General features: G+C 69.3%; 25 protein-coding genes. 13 read left to right on the forward strand and 12 right to left on the reverse strand.

Annotation, left to right across the window (positions count from 1 at the left end):
* Positions 1–2 precede the first annotated feature (2 nt).
* The 4 genes from NVV99_RS19185 to NVV99_RS19200 are packed head-to-tail and all read left to right on the forward strand — an operon-like array spanning position 3 to position 4,491.
* Positions 3–821 carry a cytochrome c biogenesis CcdA family protein gene (locus tag NVV99_RS19185; RefSeq protein WP_006552329.1) on the forward strand — a complete coding sequence of 273 codons (819 nt, stop codon included), beginning with the start codon at positions 3–5 and terminating at the stop codon, positions 819–821.
* Positions 818–2,488, forward strand: a complete 1,671-nt coding sequence (locus NVV99_RS19190; RefSeq protein ID WP_024101713.1) for a cytochrome c biogenesis protein ResB — start codon at positions 818–820, stop codon at positions 2,486–2,488. The genes NVV99_RS19185 and NVV99_RS19190 overlap by 4 nt, the downstream gene beginning before the upstream one ends.
* A complete protein-coding gene (gene ccsB / locus NVV99_RS19195) occupies positions 2,485–3,474 on the forward strand; it encodes a c-type cytochrome biogenesis protein CcsB (protein ID WP_024101712.1) in 990 nt (329 codons plus the stop codon). Before NVV99_RS19190 ends, ccsB begins: the two co-directional genes overlap by 4 nt.
* Before the next feature lie 51 nt (positions 3,475–3,525).
* On the forward strand, positions 3,526–4,491 hold the full coding sequence (locus NVV99_RS19200; RefSeq protein WP_041803430.1) for a MinD/ParA family protein: 966 nt from the start codon (positions 3,526–3,528) through the stop codon (positions 4,489–4,491).
* 26 nt (positions 4,492–4,517) lie between these two features.
* On the opposite strand, the gene NVV99_RS19205 is transcribed toward NVV99_RS19200, so the two are convergent.
* Complete coding sequence (locus NVV99_RS19205) at positions 4,518–4,718, reverse strand: hypothetical protein (RefSeq protein ID WP_024101710.1); 201 nt, start codon at positions 4,716–4,718, stop codon at positions 4,518–4,520.
* Positions 4,719–4,908: 190 nt separating this feature from the next.
* Complete coding sequence (locus tag NVV99_RS19210; RefSeq protein ID WP_006552323.1) at positions 4,909–5,118, reverse strand: BldC family transcriptional regulator; 210 nt, start codon at positions 5,116–5,118, stop codon at positions 4,909–4,911.
* A 208-nt stretch (positions 5,119–5,326) separates the two neighbouring features.
* Here NVV99_RS19210 and NVV99_RS19215 point away from each other — a divergent pair, with 208 nt between their 5' ends.
* The 4 genes from NVV99_RS19215 to NVV99_RS19230 all read left to right on the forward strand — a co-directional run bounded on the left by NVV99_RS19215 (position 5,327) and on the right by NVV99_RS19230 (position 7,666).
* The gene (locus tag NVV99_RS19215; RefSeq protein WP_006552322.1) at positions 5,327–5,710 is read left to right on the forward strand and encodes a DUF4229 domain-containing protein; all 384 of its coding nucleotides are present in this window, start codon (positions 5,327–5,329) and stop codon (positions 5,708–5,710) included.
* A complete protein-coding gene (locus NVV99_RS19220) occupies positions 5,707–6,804 on the forward strand; it encodes a PLP-dependent cysteine synthase family protein (protein WP_024101709.1) in 1,098 nt (365 codons plus the stop codon). Before NVV99_RS19215 ends, NVV99_RS19220 begins: the two co-directional genes overlap by 4 nt.
* Before the next feature lie 77 nt (positions 6,805–6,881).
* Positions 6,882–7,097 carry an HTH domain-containing protein gene (locus tag NVV99_RS19225; protein ID WP_006552320.1) on the forward strand — a complete coding sequence of 72 codons (216 nt, stop codon included), beginning with the start codon at positions 6,882–6,884 and terminating at the stop codon, positions 7,095–7,097.
* A gap of 5 nt (positions 7,098–7,102) precedes the next feature.
* The gene (locus NVV99_RS19230) at positions 7,103–7,666 is read left to right on the forward strand and encodes a Clp protease N-terminal domain-containing protein (protein WP_024101708.1); all 564 of its coding nucleotides are present in this window, start codon (positions 7,103–7,105) and stop codon (positions 7,664–7,666) included.
* 21 nt (positions 7,667–7,687) lie between these two features.
* Here NVV99_RS19230 and NVV99_RS19235 read toward each other — a convergent pair whose 3' ends face one another.
* A complete protein-coding gene (locus tag NVV99_RS19235; protein ID WP_024101707.1) occupies positions 7,688–8,674 on the reverse strand; it encodes a membrane protein in 987 nt (328 codons plus the stop codon).
* Between the two features lie 111 nt (positions 8,675–8,785).
* On the opposite strand from NVV99_RS19235, the gene NVV99_RS19240 reads away from it, so the two are divergent.
* A complete protein-coding gene (locus NVV99_RS19240) occupies positions 8,786–9,175 on the forward strand; it encodes a phage holin family protein (RefSeq protein ID WP_033096110.1) in 390 nt (129 codons plus the stop codon).
* 42 nt (positions 9,176–9,217) lie between these two features.
* Here NVV99_RS19240 and NVV99_RS19245 read toward each other — a convergent pair whose 3' ends face one another.
* The 7 genes from NVV99_RS19245 to NVV99_RS19275 form a co-directional block, all read right to left on the reverse strand.
* A complete protein-coding gene (locus tag NVV99_RS19245) occupies positions 9,218–10,087 on the reverse strand; it encodes a 1,4-dihydroxy-2-naphthoate polyprenyltransferase (protein WP_006552316.1) in 870 nt (289 codons plus the stop codon).
* Positions 10,088–10,135: 48 nt separating this feature from the next.
* The gene (gene menE, locus NVV99_RS19250; RefSeq protein ID WP_024101705.1) at positions 10,136–11,281 is read right to left on the reverse strand and encodes an o-succinylbenzoate--CoA ligase; all 1,146 of its coding nucleotides are present in this window, start codon (positions 11,279–11,281) and stop codon (positions 10,136–10,138) included.
* Entirely contained in the window at positions 11,278–11,577 is a 300-nt protein-coding gene (locus tag NVV99_RS19255) for a DUF3349 domain-containing protein (RefSeq protein ID WP_024101704.1), read from the reverse strand. Before NVV99_RS19255 ends, menE begins: the two co-directional genes overlap by 4 nt.
* Positions 11,578–11,589: 12 nt before the next feature.
* Complete coding sequence (locus NVV99_RS19260) at positions 11,590–11,850, reverse strand: hypothetical protein (RefSeq protein ID WP_024101703.1); 261 nt, start codon at positions 11,848–11,850, stop codon at positions 11,590–11,592.
* Positions 11,847–13,028 (reverse strand): inorganic phosphate transporter, encoded by a 1,182-nt coding sequence (locus NVV99_RS19265; protein ID WP_024101702.1) that lies wholly within the window; start codon positions 13,026–13,028, stop codon positions 11,847–11,849. Before NVV99_RS19265 ends, NVV99_RS19260 begins: the two co-directional genes overlap by 4 nt.
* A 193-nt stretch (positions 13,029–13,221) precedes the next feature.
* Positions 13,222–13,605, reverse strand: coding sequence for a VOC family protein (locus NVV99_RS19270; protein ID WP_024101701.1), 384 nt, complete (start codon positions 13,603–13,605; stop codon positions 13,222–13,224).
* Positions 13,606–13,607: 2 nt separating this feature from the next.
* Positions 13,608–14,054: a hypothetical protein gene (locus NVV99_RS19275; RefSeq protein ID WP_024101700.1), complete on the reverse strand. Its 447-nt coding sequence runs from the start codon at positions 14,052–14,054 to the stop codon at positions 13,608–13,610.
* A gap of 184 nt (positions 14,055–14,238) precedes the next feature.
* Between NVV99_RS19275 and NVV99_RS19280 the strand changes: the two genes are divergently transcribed.
* Complete coding sequence (locus tag NVV99_RS19280) at positions 14,239–14,535, forward strand: DUF4193 domain-containing protein (RefSeq protein WP_024101699.1); 297 nt, start codon at positions 14,239–14,241, stop codon at positions 14,533–14,535.
* An 87-nt stretch (positions 14,536–14,622) separates the two neighbouring features.
* Here the strand turns inward: NVV99_RS19280 and NVV99_RS19285 are convergent, their stop codons facing one another.
* On the reverse strand, positions 14,623–15,516 hold the full coding sequence (locus NVV99_RS19285) for a 1,4-dihydroxy-2-naphthoyl-CoA synthase (protein WP_024101698.1): 894 nt from the start codon (positions 15,514–15,516) through the stop codon (positions 14,623–14,625).
* A gap of 64 nt (positions 15,517–15,580) precedes the next feature.
* On the opposite strand from NVV99_RS19285, the gene NVV99_RS19290 reads away from it, so the two are divergent.
* The 3 genes from NVV99_RS19290 (at position 15,581) to NVV99_RS19300 (ending at position 17,762) form a co-directional block, all read left to right on the forward strand.
* The gene (locus NVV99_RS19290; protein ID WP_006552307.1) at positions 15,581–16,213 is read left to right on the forward strand and encodes a PaaI family thioesterase; all 633 of its coding nucleotides are present in this window, start codon (positions 15,581–15,583) and stop codon (positions 16,211–16,213) included.
* A 5-nt stretch (positions 16,214–16,218) separates the two neighbouring features.
* A complete protein-coding gene (locus NVV99_RS19295) occupies positions 16,219–17,223 on the forward strand; it encodes an o-succinylbenzoate synthase (protein ID WP_080678583.1) in 1,005 nt (334 codons plus the stop codon).
* A 98-nt stretch (positions 17,224–17,321) separates the two neighbouring features.
* On the forward strand, positions 17,322–17,762 hold the full coding sequence (locus tag NVV99_RS19300; protein ID WP_006552306.1) for a hypothetical protein: 441 nt from the start codon (positions 17,322–17,324) through the stop codon (positions 17,760–17,762).
* Positions 17,763–17,858: 96 nt separating this feature from the next.
* On the opposite strand, the gene NVV99_RS19305 is transcribed toward NVV99_RS19300, so the two are convergent.
* Entirely contained in the window at positions 17,859–18,719 is an 861-nt protein-coding gene (locus NVV99_RS19305) for a siderophore-interacting protein (RefSeq protein WP_024101696.1), read from the reverse strand.
* Positions 18,720–18,771 lie beyond the last annotated feature (52 nt).

The following is an 18,771-nucleotide window of genomic DNA, read 5'->3' on the forward strand; positions in this document are numbered from 1 at the left end:
CAGTGATCCTTGCGTCGGGTGTCGGGGAGACCTTCCAGAACGCGGCCCTGTCGGGTCCGCTGCTGCTGGCGATGGGCGCGTGCCTGCTCGCCGGTCTCGTCTCCTTCGCATCGCCGTGCGTCGTGCCGCTCGTTCCCGGCTATCTGTCCTACCTCGCCGGAGTGGTGGGAGCCGAAGCCCCCGCCGTCACCGCCGAGCAGGCCGGTGCCCGCACCACGACCGTCCGCAGCGACGGCCGCCTCCGGGTGGCCGGTGCCGCCGGGCTGTTCGTCCTCGGATTCACCGTGGTGTTCGTCCTCGCGACGGCCTCGGTGTTCGGGGCGATCTCCGCGCTCGCCGTCAACCGCGAACTGCTCATGCGGATCGGTGGTGTCGTCACCATCGTGATGGGTCTGGTCTTCATCGGTCTCATCCCAGTCTTGCAGCGCGACACGCGTCCGGCGCCCCGGCGCATCTCGAACCTTGCGGGAGCCCCGCTGCTCGGCGCGGTGTTCGCGCTCGGGTGGACCCCGTGCCTCGGCCCAACCCTCGCCGGCGTCATCTCGCTCGCGGCGGGCACCGAGGGCACCACCGCGGCACGCGGGGTGACGCTGATCGTTGCCTACTGCCTCGGCCTCGGGTTGCCGTTCGTCGTGCTCGCGCTCGGTTCGGCGCGGGCGCTGCGCGGGGTGGGCTGGCTGCGCACCCACGCGCGGACCGTGCAAATCGTCGGTGGCCTGATGCTCATGGCCGTCGGTATCGCTCTCGTCACCGGTGCGTGGGACCTGTTCGTGTCCTGGGTCCGTGACTCGTTCATCTCGGAAGTGACTCTGCCCGTATGACCGCGACACACACCCCGACCCCCGCACCGCAACCGTCGCCGCCGCCGCGACAGGGCGCGCTCGGACGTGCCGCGGCCTTCGTGCGGAACACCTGGCGCGGCCTGACGTCGATGCGGACTGCGCTGGTCCTGCTGTTCCTGCTCGCGCTCGCCGCGATCCCGGGCGCACTCCTGCCGCAGCGCAGCCTCAACACCCAGAAGGTCGACGAGTACATCGCGGCCCGCCCGACGCTCGGACCGATCATGGACCGGTTCGAGCTGTTCGACGTCTTCGGCAGCTTCTGGTTCACCGCCGTCTACGTGCTGCTGTTCGTCTCGCTGGTCGGCTGCATCCTGCCGCGCTGCGTCGAGCACTTCCACGCCCTGCGCACCCCGCCGGTCGTCGCGCCGCGCAACCTGCAGCGCCTGCCGCACCACACGCAGACGAGCGTGTCCGAGGCCCCCGCCGACGCCCTCGACCGGATCCAGAAAGAGCTGCGAGGTTGGAAGGTCGTGCGCCGCGAGGGCGGTGCCCGCGGACGGGACGGCGAGATGACTCTGTCCGCCGAGAAGGGTTATCTGCGCGAGGCCGGCAACCTGGTCTTCCACATCTCCCTCGTCGGGCTGCTCGTCGCCGTCGCCGCCGGCAAGCTCTTCGGCTACGAGGGACAGCGCATCCTCGTCGCGAACGGCGAGGAGTTCTGCACCACCTCGCCCGCCTCCTTCGACTCGTTCCGCGCCGGCAGCACGCTCGACGGCACCGGCCTGAACCCCATGTGCGTGCGGGTGAACACCTTCGCCGCCGACTATCTCGACAACGGCCAGGCCGAGATGTTCACCTCCGACATCGAGTACCAGTACGGTGACGACCTCCTCACGAACACCTGGCGCGACGCGCAGTTGAAGGTCAACCATCCGCTGCGGGTCGGCAGCGACCGTGTCTACCTGCAGGGTCACGGTTACGCCCCGACCTTCACGGTCACCTGGCCGAACGGCGAGACCCGCACCGAGACGATGCAGTGGGCGCCCGACGACGCGACGACCTTCCTCAGCAGCGGCGCCATGCGTTTCGACCCGCCCGGCGGCATGTACCCCGACGCCGACGAGCGCCGGAAGAACCAGATCGCGCTCGAGGGACTGTTCGCGCCGACGGCGTCCTTCCACGGCACGCTGCTCACGTCGATCTTCCCGTCGATGATGGACCCCGCCGTCGCCATCGACGTCTACAAGGGCGACTCCGGCCTCGACACCGGCAGCCCGCAGTCGCTGTTCTCGCTCAACAAGGAACTGATCAACCAGGGCCGCCTCGTGAAGCAGGACCGCGTGAACCTGCGTCCGGGGGAGAGCGTAACGCTCGCCGACGGCACCGAGGTGCGGTTCGACAAGGCCACCGACTTCGTCAACCTGCAGGTCTCGCACGACCCGGCGCAGCAGTGGGTGCTCGTCGCGGCGATCGCGATGATGGCCGGTCTGCTCGTGTCGCTGCTGGTCAAGCGACGCAGAGTGTGGGCGCGCGCGTACCCGGGCGGTACAGTGAACGACGGTGAACGACGAACCGTAGTAGAACTCGCTGGTCTCGCACGGACCGATCAGGCCGGATGGGGAGACGAGTTCGACCGACTGGTCGAGCGTCTTCTCGGTGACGATGCACCCCCCGCCCCGGCGGCACAGGAGAAGAAGAACAGATGACAGAGAACGACACCCTGGCGCGGTACAGCGACTGGGCCTTCGAATCGGCGTTCGCGGTGCTCGTGCTGGCGCTGGTGCTGCTCGTCGCCGAATACGCGACCCACCGCGCCGACGTCGTGGCCGAGCGGGAACGCGAACTCGTCGCCGCCGGCCGCCGAGCGGCCTCCGACACCGTCGAACGCTCCGCCGGCCCGGGTCGTGTCGAGGAGGCGCCCAAGCGCGCCCTGTCGCAGCGTCTCGGCAACATGGGCCGCGCGCTCGTCGTCGTGGTCGCCGGACTGCAGGTCGCCTCGATCGTGCTGCGCGGCCTGGCCACCGAGCGATTCCCGCTCGGCAACATGTACGAGTTCGTCGCGATGGCGTGCACCGCCGCCGTGATCTTCGGCCTGATCGTCCTGCGCAAGCCGGCCTACCGGACCATGTGGGTGTACCTGCTGGTCCCCGTCCTGATCCTCATGTTCCTCGCGGCGACCGTGCTCTACGCAGACGCCGCTCCCGTGGTTCCCGCGCTGCGCTCGTTCTGGCTGCCGATCCACGTGACGATCATCAGCGTCGGCAGCGGCATCTTCCTCGTCTCGGGTGTCGCGAGCCTGCTGTTCCTGCTGCGCATCCGCTTCCCCAAGGGTGAGGAGCGCAGCGGCGTGTTCGCGGCGCTCGCCGAGCGTCTGCCCGACGCCCAGACTCTCGACCGGCTCGCCTACCGCACCACGATCATCGGTTTCCCGCTGTTCGGAGCCGGCATCATCCTCGGTGCCATCTGGGCCGAGGCGGCCTGGGGACGATTCTGGGGCTGGGACCCGAAGGAGACGGTCTCGTTCATCACGTGGGTCGTCTACGCCGCCTACCTGCACGCACGTGCGACCTCCGGTTGGCGCAACACCCGCGCGGCCTGGATCAACGTCGCCGGTTTCATCGCGATGCTGTTCAACCTGTTCATCATCAACATGGTCGTGTCGGGCCTGCACTCGTACGCCGGGCTCAACTGAGGCTGCTATCGTCGCGCCGTCGTCCGTGACAGTCGACGGGGGGAGAACGCGGTGAATGGGGCCGGTAACGGGTCGTCGGGGCTCGACGGACACGCATTGGACGCGACGGCGCTGGACTCGTCGCTACTTGTACGTCCGGTCGCCGCGCCGCCGCGGAAGGGCTGGCGGCGGGTCGTCTACCGGGCGACCGGTGGTCGCGTGCACGTGGGGGAGAGTTCCCGGCAACAATGCAAGGAGGAAGCGGCCGAGCGGGTGCGTGCACCGCTGCACGGCTGCCATCGGATCGCCCTGCTGAGTCTCAAGGGCGGGGTGGGCAAGACGACCACCACGGTCACGCTCGGCTCGACCTTCGCGGAGCTGCGTGGCGATCGGATCGTCGCGGTCGATGCGAATCCGGACCGCGGGACGTTGAGTCAGAAGGTGGCCGAACAGACGCCGGCCACGGTGCGCACGCTGCTGCGCGATCAGTCGCTGCTCGAGACATATGCGGACGTGCGCGCCTACACCTCGCAGAACACGCATCGTCTCGAGGTGCTCGCCTCGGACACCGATCCGGCGGTCTCGGAGGCCTTCAGCGCCGACGACTACGAACGGACGTTGGGTCTTCTCGAGCGGTTCTACAGCATCGTGCTCACGGATTGCGGGACCGGGCTCATGCACTCCGCTATGACCGCGATCCTCGAGAACGCCGACACGCTGGTCGTCATCAGTTCCGGTTCGGTGGACGGCGCCCGCAGCGCGTCGGCCACGCTCGACTGGCTCGACGCGCACGGCTATCGCGAACTCGTCGAGCGGTCGGTGGCCGTCGTCAACGCGGTGCGGCCGAGGTCGGGCAAGGTCGACCTCGACCTCGTGGTGCGACACTTCGAACAGCGGTGCCGCGCGGTCCACGTCCTGCCCTTCGATCCCCACCTCGAAGAAGGGGCGGAGATCGACCTGGACCGGTTGCAGTCGGGTACGCGGCGCGCCCTGCTCGGACTCGCCGCGGATATCACCGACGGTTTCGCCGCGCGGTGACAGACCGCTCGGCGTAACGCGAACGGTCAGTCGCCCCGCTCCTGATCGGACTCGCCGGTGCCGTCGCCACTCCGGCGGCGGTGCACCTCGCGATCGACCTTCCACAGGAAGTCGGGATCGTCGTCCGGGCCCATCACGCGGGACGGCGGACGAGATGTGGGACCGTACGCCTTCCACAGCAGGACGGCGAGTGTCACCGCACCGATGAGTGCCAACAGATAGAGCACGTTGCACCTCCTGACCGTGGTGGTGCCGGACGAGGACGTGCCCTCGCCGTGCACCTCCGGGCCGCGGCGACCGCAGACCGGTTCGTCCACATTCTAGGTGGGCGGAACCCGGTCCGGCACGTGGGTTCCGCGGGTGGTCGGCCGGGATCCGGCAGGTGCACGCCGGAGGTGCGGATTCTGCTGTCTCGGATCAGCGTGTCGCTTCGGTCGTGAGGGAGCGGAGAAGCGCCAGGACCTCGGACTCACGGAAGCGGCGATGGCCACCGGGGGTCCGCAGCGAGCCCAATCGGCCGGCGTGGGCCCACCGGGTGACGGTCTTGGGATCCACATGGAACAGTGCCGCCACCTGGCCCGGGGTCAGCAGGGATTCCTTCGCGCCGTTGAAAGTGGGTGCGCTCATTGCGAATGTCCTCCCGGTTGTCGTGATCGTGTTGTTCGACGCGATCGAGTTGTTCGATCGGGATGTCCAAGCCCATGGTGGCACCGATACCCCTGGTTGCTCGAACGGTCTACGGTTGGTAAAGCGGAAGTAATAGACAAAACGGACGGATGTCCGACTTTCGGAAATCGACGCGGAGCTCGTCGTCCGGGCGGCCGGTTAACCTGGAGTGGTGAACGACGAACGCCGGAACGAACCCTCGGATACCCCCTCCCAGCGCACTCCACACCCTCACGGTGAGGGCGCCACGGCCGCCGACGGTCAGGCGGGGGCCGGGTCTCTGATCCGGGACGTCGCGTTGTACTCGGTGGCCCGACTCGCCCTCGTGGTCGTGCTCACTCTGCTCATTCTCTACGTTCCTCGGGCATTCGGGGTGGAAATCCCCCTCCTCGTCGCGGCCCTGTTCGCCGTGCTCATCGCCCTGCCCGTTTCGCTCGTGCTCTTCGCGTCGCTTCGGCGTCGCGTCAACGTGGGCATCGCCGCGGTCGATGAGCGTCGGCGCACCGAACGCGCGGACCTCGAGAAGCGCATGCGCGGCGAGAACGGGCGGTGACGGCGACCGGTGCGGTCGTCGACCGCAGCGCACCCCGGGACTGGGTCGACAACGCGGTCCGACTCATCGAGGCCGACGCCCAGCGCAGCGCCGACACCCACCTGCTCCGCTACCCCCTCCCCGCGGACTGGGGCATCGACCTGTACTTGAAGGACGAGTCGACGCACATCACGGGCAGCCTCAAGCACCGTCTCGCGCGCTCGTTGTTCCTCTACGCCCTGTGCAACGGCTGGATCCGTGAAGGGACCCCGATCATCGAGGCGTCGTCCGGGTCCACCGCGGTCAGTGAGGCGTACTTCGCGCGACTCCTCGGCCTCGACTTCGTCGCCGTCGTACCGCGCCGCACCTCACCGGCGAAGGTCGCGCTCATCGAGGCGCAGGGCGGCCGGTGCCACTACATCGACCGCCCGCCCGAGATCTACACCGAGGCTCAGCGGCTCGCCTACGAGCTCGGGGGCTGCTTCATGGACCAGTTCACGAACGCCGAGCGGGTCACCGACTGGCGGGGCAACAACAACATCGCCGAGAGCATCTACTCGCAGATGCGTCTCGAGCGTCATCCCGTGCCGGAGTGGATCGTCGTCGGCGCCGGAACCGGCGGCACGAGCGCGACCCTCGGCCGCTACATCCGCTATCGCCGTCACCGGACACGGCTGGCGGTCGTCGACCCGGAGAACTCGGCGTTCTTCGGCGGGTTCGAGACGGGATCGGCCGACTACACGACCGGCATGCCCTCGCGTATCGAGGGGATCGGACGTCCGCGCGTCGAGCCGTCCTTCGTGCCCGAGGTCGTCGACCGGATGGTGCGGGTGCCCGACGCGGCGTCCATCGCCGCCATGCGGCACGCGAGCACCGTGCTCGGACGTCGGGTGGGCGGCTCGACCGGCACGAACCTCTGGGGAGCCTTCGGCCTGATCGCCGAGATGCTCGCGGAGGGCCGTGAGGGCAGCGTCGTGACGTTGCTGTGCGATGGCGGTGAGCGCTACGCCGACACTTATTTCTCCGACGAGTGGGTCGCTGCCGAGGGGATGGACCTCGCAGGGCCGCTCGCGGTGCTGGAGAAGTTCGCGACCACCGGCGGCTGGTGCCGGTAGAGCCTTCACCACCTGCGCAGATTCCGTTTCTGTCAATCGTCGTTGACGCGCCCTCGGTGTCAACCTATATTGACAACATGAGTGAAGCCACCACCCTCGCCGCTGCCGCCGCGAGCTCCGATCCCGCAGTGGGCCTGCGCGCCGTGCGTGCCCTGCGCCGGCTGCTGGAACGGCTCGAGGAGGTCCAGGTCACGAATGCCCGTGAGCGAGGATGGTCCTGGCAGGCCATCGCCGACGAGCTCGGTGTCAGCCGCCAGGCGGTCCATCAGAAGCACAATCGGAAGCGCAGGTGATCGACATGTTCGAACGATTCGCCGACGGTGCCAGATCCGCCGTTGTCGCAGCGCAACAGGAGGCGATCCGGGTGTGCGATCCCCGGATCGAGGCGTCGCACCTGCTCATCGGGGCCGCTGTCGCTGCGGACGAACCGCTGCGGGTCCTGCTCGCGGAGGAAGGTCTCACGGTCGACGGGCTCCGCTCCGACCGGGCCGCCCGCACCGCCGACGCCCCGCTCGGTGACGAGGACGCCGCGGCGCTCGAAGCGATCGGGATCGATCTCGACGAGGTCCGGAGCCGTCTCGAAGCGGCCTTCGGCAAGGGGGTGCTCGACGGGAAGAGCGCCGATCGGCGGGGCGTCGCGAACCGGCTCGGTCACATCCCGTTCGACCGGGCGGCGAAGAAGTCGCTCGAACTCGCGCTGCGGGAGGCCATCGCACGCCGCGAACGGGTCATCCGTCCCGAACACATCCTGCTCGGACTGCTGCGCAGCGACGATCCGGCGACCGGCGCCCTCGTGGAAGCGCACGTGCCGCGCGCGCAGCTCCGTCAGCGCCTGAGCGGCCACCTCGACGCCGCTGCCTGAGGTCGTCGAGCCTTCGGGTGGTTACCGGGTCGGCTGCGCGGGGGCGACGGCGAGCGGACGCCCGGCGACGAGCGGGACGACCGTCGCCGCGACGAGCAGCAGCGTGCCGACCGCGATCGTCGCGAACGGCCACCACTGACGATCCGAGGTCGCCGTGACCTCCGCAGCCTGCGTGTCCGTAGCGGCCGGCGCGGTGCGCGGCAGCGCTTCGGTGGCCGACCGGACGTTGTCGGCGATGCCACCGACGACGTCGGCCACCGGCACCACACCGTCGACCAGCTGTCCGGTGCCGTCCGTCAGGGCTCGGCCACCGTCGTCGAGGAGAACGAGGCCGTCGCGGAGCTGTCGCGAGCCGTCGGCGGCCTGCGCCATGCCCGCAACGAACTGCGCGTTCGGATCGGTGAGTTCGTAGGCGAGCTGCCGTGCGCCGTCGCGCAACTGCCCGAGCTGGGCGAGGGTGTCCGGTCCGAGGCCCTGCGTGTCGAGGGTCTCGACGAGCCCGCGCAGTCGGCCGGCCGCGCCCTGCGAGACCGGATCTGCAGACGCACCGAGCGTGTCGGCGACAGCTGCGAGTTGCGCGGTGACGTCGCCCTGCATCTCCCCGAAACCGGAGAGCCGGTCGACCACCTCGTCGACGCCACCGCTCACCTGGCGGGCACCGTCGCCGAGCATGTCGACACCGCCGTCGAGTTGTCCGAGACCGTCGGCGAGCTGCTCCCCGCCGTCACGGGCCTGCCGGAGACCGTCGGAGAGCTGGTGGGCACCGTCGTCGAGCTGGGTGCTGCCCTCCGTCAGCTGACCGACCCCGCCGTCGAGCACCGACAGCGGCAGTCCGGCCCGCTGCAGATTGCTCCGCGCCTCGTCGACGCCGTCCGCAGAGGGACTCGGCTCTTCCGCGACGGTCGCGACCGTCGTCTGGGGGCGGTCGAACCAGGCGAAGACCGAACCCGTGCCCACGAGGAGCAGACCGGCTACAGCGAGAAGCAGGGGGAGAAGACGTGAACGCACGCCGGCCGACGCTACCGTCCGTCGCTGAGAGGCCCCTGAGGGGGAGGGGCGATCCCGAATGGGCCCGATTTGCCCGTTACGAGACCGAGTTCGGTGTGCCACAGTGGCACCATGATTTCTCTGATACTGCGGTTGATCATCAACGCGGTCGGTCTGTGGCTCGCGGTCGAGCTGGTCGACGGGATCGACTTCACCGATCCCGCAGGCACCTCCGACACGACCCGCAAGGTCATCTCGCTCGTCGTGCTGGCCGCCATTTTCACCGTCGTCAACGCACTCGTGAAGCCGCTGGTGAAGCTGCTGTCGCTGCCGCTGGTGATCCTCACCCTCGGGCTCTTCCTGCTCGTCGTCAACGCGCTGATGCTCATGCTCACCGCGTGGCTGAGCGGATTCACCGAATACGGCCTCACGATCGACGGTTTCTGGGCGGCGCTGTGGGGCGGCGTGATCATCGCGATCGTCAACTTCGTCCTCGGCCTGGTCGTCCCGGACCGCGACTGATCCCGTCCGCCCGCGACCCGGTCCGCCGCGCCCGCGTCATGGTCAGCCGAAGGCCAGCGCGGGCGCGGTGGCTACCGCCCACACGAGCATCGCGACACCCGAATCGCTGAGCGCCGGGATCAGCGCGAGACCGAGGGCGCCGGCCCGCACCGGTTTGTGCGCGCGGACCGCGAACGGTGCGGCGAGGAAGCCGGCGAGCGCCCACGGCGTCGCCGCGACCAGCACGAGCGACATCACGAACGGCACGACGACCAGCACCAGGTGGAGCGTGCGGGTCCTCGGGTCGCCCAGCTTGACCGCCAGGGTCCGCTTGCCGGTCTCCGCGTCGGTGGCGATGTCGCGGAGATTGTTCGTCACCAGGACGGCCGTCGAGATCGAGCCGACGGCGACCGCGCAGGCCAGACCCACCCAGTCGACGCGACCGGCCTGAACGAACTGGGTGCCGAGCACCGCGACCAGCCCGAAGAACACGAAGACGCCGATCTCACCGAAGCCGCTGTAGCCGTACGGGTTCTTTCCGCCGGTGTAGTACCAGGCCCCAGCGATGCAGACCGCGCCGACGAGCACGAGCCACCAGGCGGTCGTGACGGCGAGAGCGAGTCCCGCGACGGCCGCGATGCCGAAGCACACGAACGCCGCGCGCTTGACAGCGCCGGGGCTCGCCGCCCCCGAACCTACGAGCCGCATCGGGCCGACCCGCTCGTCGTCGGTGCCGCGGATGCCGTCGGAGTAGTCGTTGGCGAAGTTCACGCCGATGATCAGTCCGAGCGCGACGACCAGTGCCAGCAGCGCCTTCCACCACACGGCCTCACCGAGCCACGCCGCAGCGCCCGTGCCCGCCAGGACGGGTGCGATCGCGTTGGGGAGGGTGCGCGGACGAGCGCCTTCGAGCCATTGACCAGCCGTTGCCATGGATCGATCTTCGCACCCGGGCCTGCCTGCCGCGTCGTGCGCACCCCGTCAGGAGAAGCGCGAGACGAGGGCGCGGCGATCGACCTTGCCCGGTCCACGCAGCGGCAGCGTGTCGACGACCTGCAGCTCACGCGGCGCAGCAGTGGGATCGAGCGTGGCCTCGACGTGGTCGCGGAGTTCGGCGAGCGTCGGCGTCGCGCCGGGGACGGGCACGACGACCGCCGCGACGCGCTGACCGAGCCGGGCGTCGGGCAGACCCACCACCGCGACCTCCCGGACGGCCGGGTGCTCGACGAGCACGGCCTCGACCACCTGGGGGACCACGGTGAGCCCACCGGTCGAGATGGCCTCGTCGAGCCGTCCCAGGATGCGCAGGACCCCGTCGTCGAGCATGCCCGCGTCGTCGGTGCGGAACCAGCCGGGTTCGGCGAAGGCAGGATGGTCGGGCAGGTTCCGGTAGCCCGAGGCGAGCGTGGCGCCGCCGAGCCACACCCGCGAGTCGCCGTCGACGCGCACGTACACGCCGTCGAGCGGCACGCCGTCGTAGACGCAGCCGCCGCAGGTCTCGCTCATGCCGTAAGTGCGCACGACGGTGATGCCGGCCGCGCAGGCGCGGTCGAGGATTGGCACGGGAGTCGCGGCCCCACCGAGCAGGATCGCGTCGAGGCGGGCGAGCGCCGCGGTGGCGTCGGGATGGTCGAGGGCCTTGATCAGCTGCGTGGGAACCATCGAGCTGTACCGGCGGGGGCCCGGCACGGCGTCCACCGCCGCCGGCAGATCCGCAGGATCGAAACCGGCGGACACGTCGACGACGACGGGTTCGGTTCCGGAGAGCAGGCTGCGCAGCAGCACCTGCATGCCCGCGATGTGATGGGCGGGCAGGGCCAGGAGCCACGAGCCCGTCCCGCCCAGTCGGGCGTGGGTGGCGTCGCCGCTCGCGCGCAGCGCCTGCGCGGACAACATGGCACCCTTCGGGGTCCCGGTCGTGCCGGAGGTCGCGACCACCAGTCCCACGCCGTCCGCGACGGGTTCACCGGGGCTCAGTGCGGCGGTGAGTCGGAGCGTCTCCCGCTCGTCCCCGGCGGGGACGGGGAGCAGCGCCGGTCCGTCACCGTCGAGCATGCGCTGCAGGGTGGGCAGCACGGAGCGGACGGCGGACCCGGCAGGGACGGGCAGGAGCTCGAGCGTGGTCACAGATCGTATTGTGTCGTGTCCCATCCGCCTGCCTCGAGCTGGCGGCGGACCCGGTCCACATCGTCGGGCGACGGCATGTTGTTGGTGATCCTGCTGACCAGGACCGCGATGTCGATGCGGTTGATCGAGAGGTCACCGTCCTCGACCAAGGTGTCGGCGACCTGGGCGACCTCCTCGTCGGACAGGCGCCGCGCGAGCAGTGCGAACAGGGGTACGTAGTCCTGTTCCGGTACCCCTTCGGGGTAACCGGCGCGGAGCCACTCGACGATGGAAGCGAGAAACGGCGGGAGAGCCACCCGTCACTCCGATCAGAAGATGTCGATGCCGAACGTTCCGGCGAGGAAATCGGACGCCAGCAGGAGGATTCCCGCCAGGATCGCGCAGGCGACCACGGCGAAGCACAACACCGCAGCGGTCCGCGCCACGGGAGTCGGTAGGCCGTCGCTGCCCCGACCGGTGTCGAGTGCGCGGACCCCCAGGGCGAACAGGGAGGGCAGGCCGGCGCCGAGCAGCAGGCCCACGAGAACGACCTGCCAGAGGGAATCGAGGGTGTGCGTCAACAGGTTCACGAGCGTCCTTCCCCGCTGACCGTTGCGGAGGCACCCGGCGCCGGGGCCAGCTTGTCGTCCCAGTCGGCGGTGACATTGGAGGCGTCGACGGGCTGCCGGCGCGAGCGCAGCCACATGAACAGGGCCAAGGCGCACAGGATCGCGAACACGCCGAGCACGCCGGGCATACCTCCGATGAGGTGGGCGAGCGCCCAACAGATCGCTCCGACGACCGCGGCGCACGGCAGGGTGATGACCCACGCGACGACCATCCGTCGCGCCACCGACCAGCGCACCTCGGCGCCCTTGGTGCCCAGACCCGTTCCGAGGATCGACCCCGTGGCGACGTGCGTGGTCGACAGCGGCAGACCGAAATGACTCGAGGTGAGGATGATGGCGGCCGACGACGACTCGGCGGCCAGGCCCTGCGGCGGGGCGATCTCGACGAGACCCTTGCCCAGCGTGCGGATGATACGCCAGCCACCGAGATAGGTGCCGAGTGCGATCGCGACGGCACAGGCGACCTTCACCCAGAACGGCATCGCGGTGTCGGCGGTGATGGTGCCGTGGGCGACGAGGGCCAGGAAGATCACGCCCATCGTCTTCTGCGCGTCGTTGGTGCCGTGCGCGAGGGACATCAGGGACGCCGTGCCGATCTGTCCCAGCCGGAAGCCGCGGTCGCGGTGCTCGGTGGAGACGGATCGGGTCAGGCGGTGAATCGACCAGATGCCCACCGTGGACACGAGCGCCGCGATGACGGGCGCAAGCACGGCGGGGATCAGGACCTTGCCCAGGACTCCGTCCCACACGACGCCCTGGACACCGATCGACGCCAGTGCAGCGCCGACGAGACCGCCGAACAGAGCGTGCGACGAGCTGGACGGCAGGCCGAACAGCCAGGTCGAGATGTTCCAGAGGATCGCTCCGACCAGACCGGCGAAGACGATGAGCAACAGATCGGTACCGCCGACGGTGTCGAGGTCGACGACACCCTTCGCGACGGTCGCAGCGACTTCCACGGACAGGAAGGCGCCGACGAGGTTGAGAGTCGCGGACAAAGTGACCGCGGTCTTGGGTTTGAGGGCGCCGGTGGCGATGGATGTCGCCATGGCATTGCCGGTGTCGTGGAAGCCGTTGGTGAAATCGAAAGCGAGGGCAGTGACGACCACCACCAGGAGCACGACGAACTCTGCGGTCACGTCTGTCGATTGTGGGGTAGCGGGCAGGTGAATGTACAGCGACGGGGATGTGAATTCTGCGTCTCGCCGTCACACCCGACCGGTTCTTTCGGACTCCGACCATGAGCGGAGTGCAGAGCAGACCGCACGGCTTGTGTGCAAGATCACCGGCGCCGCGCGACTGGCTCCGGCCGTGCCCGGGTACCTCCGTTCGTCAACGGAGGTCGCGCCGCAAGGGATGGTCCTCGGGGATCTGCACCAGGACGATCGGGATCCCCTCGGGATCCGCGATCCACAGCTCGCGCAGTCCCCACGGCTCCTGCTTCGCACCCCGGACGATGCGCACGCCCTTCAGCGCCAGTTCGGCCTCGGCGTCGTAGACGTCGCGCACCTGGAGCCACAGGGCGCCGTGGAACATTTCGTCGCTGTCGTCGGATCGGCCGTGCGCGGCGATCTCGATGAGCGACTGCCCCGCGAAGAAGACGGTTCCGCCGGGATACTCGCGGGCGATCGCCAGTCCCAGCGTCGAACCGTAGAACTCGAGGGCGGCCTCGGGGTCGCGCGGACGGAGGATGGTGCGGCTGCTGAGGATCTCCACGGTCACTGTTCCTCGGCCGGGCAGGCCTCGTGATGGCGGCGGCCGTGCGTGCGCCGCGATTCCTTCATCTCGGCCTCGAACAGATGGCGCCGGCCCTCCACGAGTTCGTCGCGCACCTGCTTCTCGAAAGTGCGGAAGTCCGACCAGTAGCCGTCGTCGAACTCCTCGACGAGCTGGAAGGTCCAGCGACCCTCGGCGATGTTGCGTCCGATGATCTCGGTGCCGAGCCGCTCGGCGATCTCGTCGTGCCCGGCCTCGCGGAACAACTCCTCGGCGTCGCCGGTGAGCAGATCGGCGCGGCCCATCAGCTGGTGGAAGGCATAGAGATGGCCTCGCGCCTGCTCGACGGTCTCGAGGGCCTCGGACAGTTTGCCGGTCGCTTTCACAGTGGCGTCGGAGACGCTTTCCGGGCGGGTGTGGGCGGTTCGCGGACTCTGGCGATCGGTCATGTCCCACAGTGTGCCCGAGAGCACACGGTTCGAACGTAACTGAACATATGTGTTTGACGAAGCTTTCGATGGGACATTACTGACGGCAACGGTGCCCATGACAGCGCCGGCCTGCCACAGCGGATCCGACGCCGCCGTTACCGCGGCTGCGCGGCACCGCCGACAACGAGTGAGGAGAACTGCCATGGCGACCGACTACGACGCTCCCCGCACCACCGACATCCTGGGCGGCGGTGGCACTGCCCTGGACGAGCTGGACATCAAGCCCACCGCGGCCGCCGACACCGACGAGGGCGAGATCCTCGAGACCCTCGACCTGCCCGGCGCCGACCTCTCGGCACTGTCGGCGGAGGAGCTCTCGGTGCAGGTCCTGCCGAAGCAGTCGGACGAGTTCACCTGCATGGGCTGCTTCCTCGTCCAGCACCACAGCCGTCGCGCGACGGGCGACGGCGAGCAGGCCTACTGCCGCGACTGCGTCTGACCTTCCGTCCGACGACCCCTCCCTGCGCGGCGAACCGGGCTTTGCACCTGCTGTAGCAGGGGCGAAGCCCGGTTCGCCGCGTCAGGATCAGTAGTAGTGCGGGTAGGGCGACCAGTCGGGCTCGCGCTTCTCGAGAAAAGCGTCGCGACCCTCGATCGCTTCGTCGGTCATGTAGGCCAGACGCGTGGCCTCGCCCGCGAACAACTGCTGACCGACGAGGCCGTCGTCCTGCAGGTTGAAGGCGTACTTGAGCATGCGCTGCGCCTGCGGCGACTTGCCGTTGATCTTCTGCGCCCACTCCAGCGCGACGTTCTCGAGCTCGTCGTGGTCGACGACCTTGTTCACCGCACCCATGTGGTGCATCTCCTCGGCCGTATAGGTGTCGCCGAGGAAGAAGATCTCCCGCGCGAACTTCTGGCCGACCATCTTGGCGAGGTAGGCGCTGCCGTAGCCCCCGTCGAAGCTGCCCACGTCGGCATCGGTCTGCTTGAAGCGGGCGTGCTCGCGGGAGGCGAGCGTCAGGTCGCACGTGACGTGCAGGCTGTGACCGCCACCGGCGGCCCAGCCGTTGACCAGAGCGATGACGACCTTCGGCATGAACCGGATCAGCCGCTGGACCTCGAGGATGTGCAACCGGCCCGCGCGGGCCTTGTCGACGGTGTCGGCGGTCTCGCCGCTCGCGTACTGGTAGCCGCTACGGCCACGGATCCGCTGGTCGCCGCCGGAGCAGAACGCCCACCCGCCGTCCTTCGGGCTCGGGCCGTTGCCCGTGAGCAGCACGACGCCCACGTCGGAGGTGGTCCGCGCATGATCGAGCACGCGGTAGAGCTCGTCGACGGTGTGCGGACGGAAGGCGTTGCGCACCTCGGGACGATCGAACGCGACGCGGACCGTGCCCTGCGTGACGTGTCGGTGATAGGTGATGTCGGTGAGGTTCTCGAACCCGGGTACCGGGCGCCACAATTCTGGATCGAAGGTCACCTCGTCACCATAAAGGGCCGGACATCTCGGCGACGTGTGCTGCCGCCCGATAACGTGCACAACCATGACCGAGCAGACCGATCCCCGCGACGACTACGAACACCACGGCGGATTCCCGGTCTACGAACCGGTGAAGGCGGGGCCGAACTACGGTCGCCTCGTCGAGACCTTCCGGCGTCTGCAGGATCTGATGGTCTCCACGAACCCGCCGGACGAGGTCGTCGACCGCGCGATCGAGCAGACCGAGGCACTCGTCGGCCTGCTCGCCGAGCACGCCGTGCCGGAGGGCCGCTCGCCCGCCGGATTCAACGTCGACCTGCCCGGACGCGGCAGCGCGCTGCTGCTGCCGTGGACGATCGAGAAGTACGGACCGGACGGTGTCCGTGAGCGCGGCGTCTTCCGCCGCTACCACCTCGGAGGCAACGGGGCCGCGCACGGCGGCACGCTGCCACTGCTGTTCGACGACCTGTTCGGCATGGTCATCCACGCCAACGGCCGCCCGATCGCCCGCACCGCCTATCTCCACGTCGACTACCGCAGGATCACTCCGATCGAGACCGAACTCGTCGTCGACGGCTGGGTGGACCGCGTGGACGGTCGCAAAGCCTTCTGCAAGGCCGAACTGCGCGATGTCGACGGCAACCTCCTCGCCGACTGCGAGGCGCTGATGGTCCAGTTGCTGCCGGGCCAGCCGTGACCTCCCTGCCCCTCCCGTCCGCGCTGCCCCTCCCGTCCGCGGACGAGTTGCTCGACGGGGCAGTCGTCGTCTCGCTGCCCATGCGCGTCCGGTTCCGCGGCATCACCGAACGCGAGGTGCTGCTGCTGCGCGGACCCGCCGGGTGGGGCGAGTTCGGACCGTTCCCCGAATACGGCGACGACGAGGCGGCGCACTGGTTGCAGTCGGCGATCGAAGCCGCCTGGCAGGGCCATCCGGCTCCGCGCCGCTCCCGGATCGCGGTCAACGCGACCGTGCCCGCCATCGGCCCGGAGCGCGTCCCCGAGGTGCTCACCCGGTTCCCCGGCGCGCGCACCGCGAAGGTGAAGGTCGCCGAAACGGGCCAGGATCTCGCGCAGGATGTCGCTCGCGTCCGGGCCGTGCGCGAACACGTGCCCCACGTCCGGATCGACGCGAACGGCGGCTGGAGCGTGGACGAGGCCGTCCGCGCCCTCACGGCGTTCACCGCCGACGGTCCGCTCGAATACGCCGAGCAGCCGTGCGCGACCGTCCCCGAACTCGTCGAGGTGCGCCGGCGACTGCCCGGGGTGCGCATCGCGGCGGACGAGAGCATCCGCCGCGCCGAGGATCCCCTGCGGGTCGTGCGGGCCGGGGGAGCGGACGTGGCCGTCGTGAAGGTCTCGCCGCTCGGTGGGGTCCGACGCCTCGTCGCGCTCGCCGACGAACTCGCCGGGCACGGCGTCGAGGTGGTCGTCTCGAGCGCCCTCGACTCCGCGGTGGGGATCGCCACCGGTCTCGCGGCGGCAGCCGCCCTGCCCGACCTCCCGTACGCCTGCGGGCTGGGCACGGGTGGCTTCGTCGAAGCCGACGTCGCGCCGGCTCTGCACATGTCCGACGGAGCGCTCGATGTCGTCGCGGTCGAGCCCGAACCCGAGCGGCTCGACGCGCTGCGGGCCGATCCCGATCGAGTCGAGTGGTGGTGCGAGCGGGTGCGTCGGTGCCGTACGGTGCTCGCCGGACGCGGACTGTGACGACCTCGCCGGACGCGGACTGTGACGGCACGGAATCGTCGTATATCGTTCCCCGCGTCCCAACGGTCACAAGTGTCACATCTACGGAGGCAGTGAAAGTGGTTGCAGCTCTGGGCGATGCCCTCCTCGGCGCCGACAAGTTCCCGGCGGTCAAGGCAGACGTCGAAGCCCTGATCGATGCTGAGGTGTCGGACAAGAAGGGTGCGTCCGGTCTCGCCCTCAAGGGTGGCTACGCAGCAGTGAAGAAGGTCGGCCCGGGCATCGTGCCGGGTGCCGTCGAAGGTCTGCTGCCCGAATTCGTCGAGAAGCTCCAGCCGTTCTGGGTGGAGTACGCAGGCAACGGTTCGTTCGCGGACTTCCTGGTCGCCCGCGGCGAGGTCGTCGCCGACGCTCTCCTCGGCGTGACCGACGAGCGCATCGCCGGCACGTCGAAGTCCGGCGTCAAGAAGGTCTACGACTCGCTGCGCCCCTCGGCCAAGAAGCACGTCGTCGAGGCCCTGCCGCGCCTGGGTGATCTCATCCAGAAGCACGCCGGCTGAGCCGACACCAGCGACATCCGGACGTCGCGGTCCCGAACCGGTTCGCCGGTCGGTACCGCGACGTTCGTCGTTCGAGGGGGTCGTTCGAGGGGTCCGTCAGTAGACGGGCTCCCCGTACTTCCAGTAGCCGATGAAGGTCACCGCCGCACGGTCCCAGCCGCACTCGCGCACGAGATGGCGGCGCACGCCGGTCGCGAGCGACGACTCGCCCGCGACGAACGCGTGGGCCGAATCCGACGAGGGCGTCGACTCCCGCACCGCGTCGACGACGAGACTGCCCGGAACCGCCTCGCCATCCGTCCTGATCACCGGATGCACCCGCACGTTCTCGCCCGTCGGCAGATTCTGGGCGCTGAGATCGCCCGGGTGCGGAACCTCGACGAAGACCTCCACGGCCGCGAACGGGTCGAGGGCAAGAATCGAGTCGAGGATGCCGACCACGGCGGGCACCGCGCTCTCGTCGCCGACGAGCAGCCACGACCGTGCTTCGTCGAGGGGCAGGTTGCTGATGCCCTCGTCGAGGATGCCGATCTCGTCGCCGGGCTGTGCCCGCTCCGCCCACGCCGAAGCCGGACCCAGATCGCCGTGCGACGCGAAATCGATCTCGATCTCTGAGGTCGGACCGAACAGCCCGGTGCCCGCAGGTCGCACACGGCGGAACGTGTAGTTCCGCAACACCGGACGCCGCTCCTCGGGCAGTTCCTGGTATTCGGGCCACCAACGGTCGTCGGTCGCGCCGGGAAGGGTCAGTTCCTGCTGATCCGGGGTGGGAAAGAACATGCGGAACCAGTGGTCGAAGCCCATCGGTGCGATCGAGTCGACGTCGTCGCCGCCCACGGTGATGCGCACGAAGGTCGGGCTGATGCGTTGGGCGGCGAGTACCTGCGCGCGCACCATCCGCCGCGACTCGGGCTTGAGATAGGGATTGCGCCGTGCGGTTCCGGTGCTCTTCGCCATACGGCCCTCCGAGGTTGCTCGGGATGCCACCACTGACGACGTGCAGCATCCC

This window comes from Rhodococcus sp. PAE-6 (genome assembly GCF_025290685.1).
GTDB classification, from domain to species: domain Bacteria; phylum Actinomycetota; class Actinomycetes; order Mycobacteriales; family Mycobacteriaceae; genus Rhodococcus; species Rhodococcus pyridinivorans.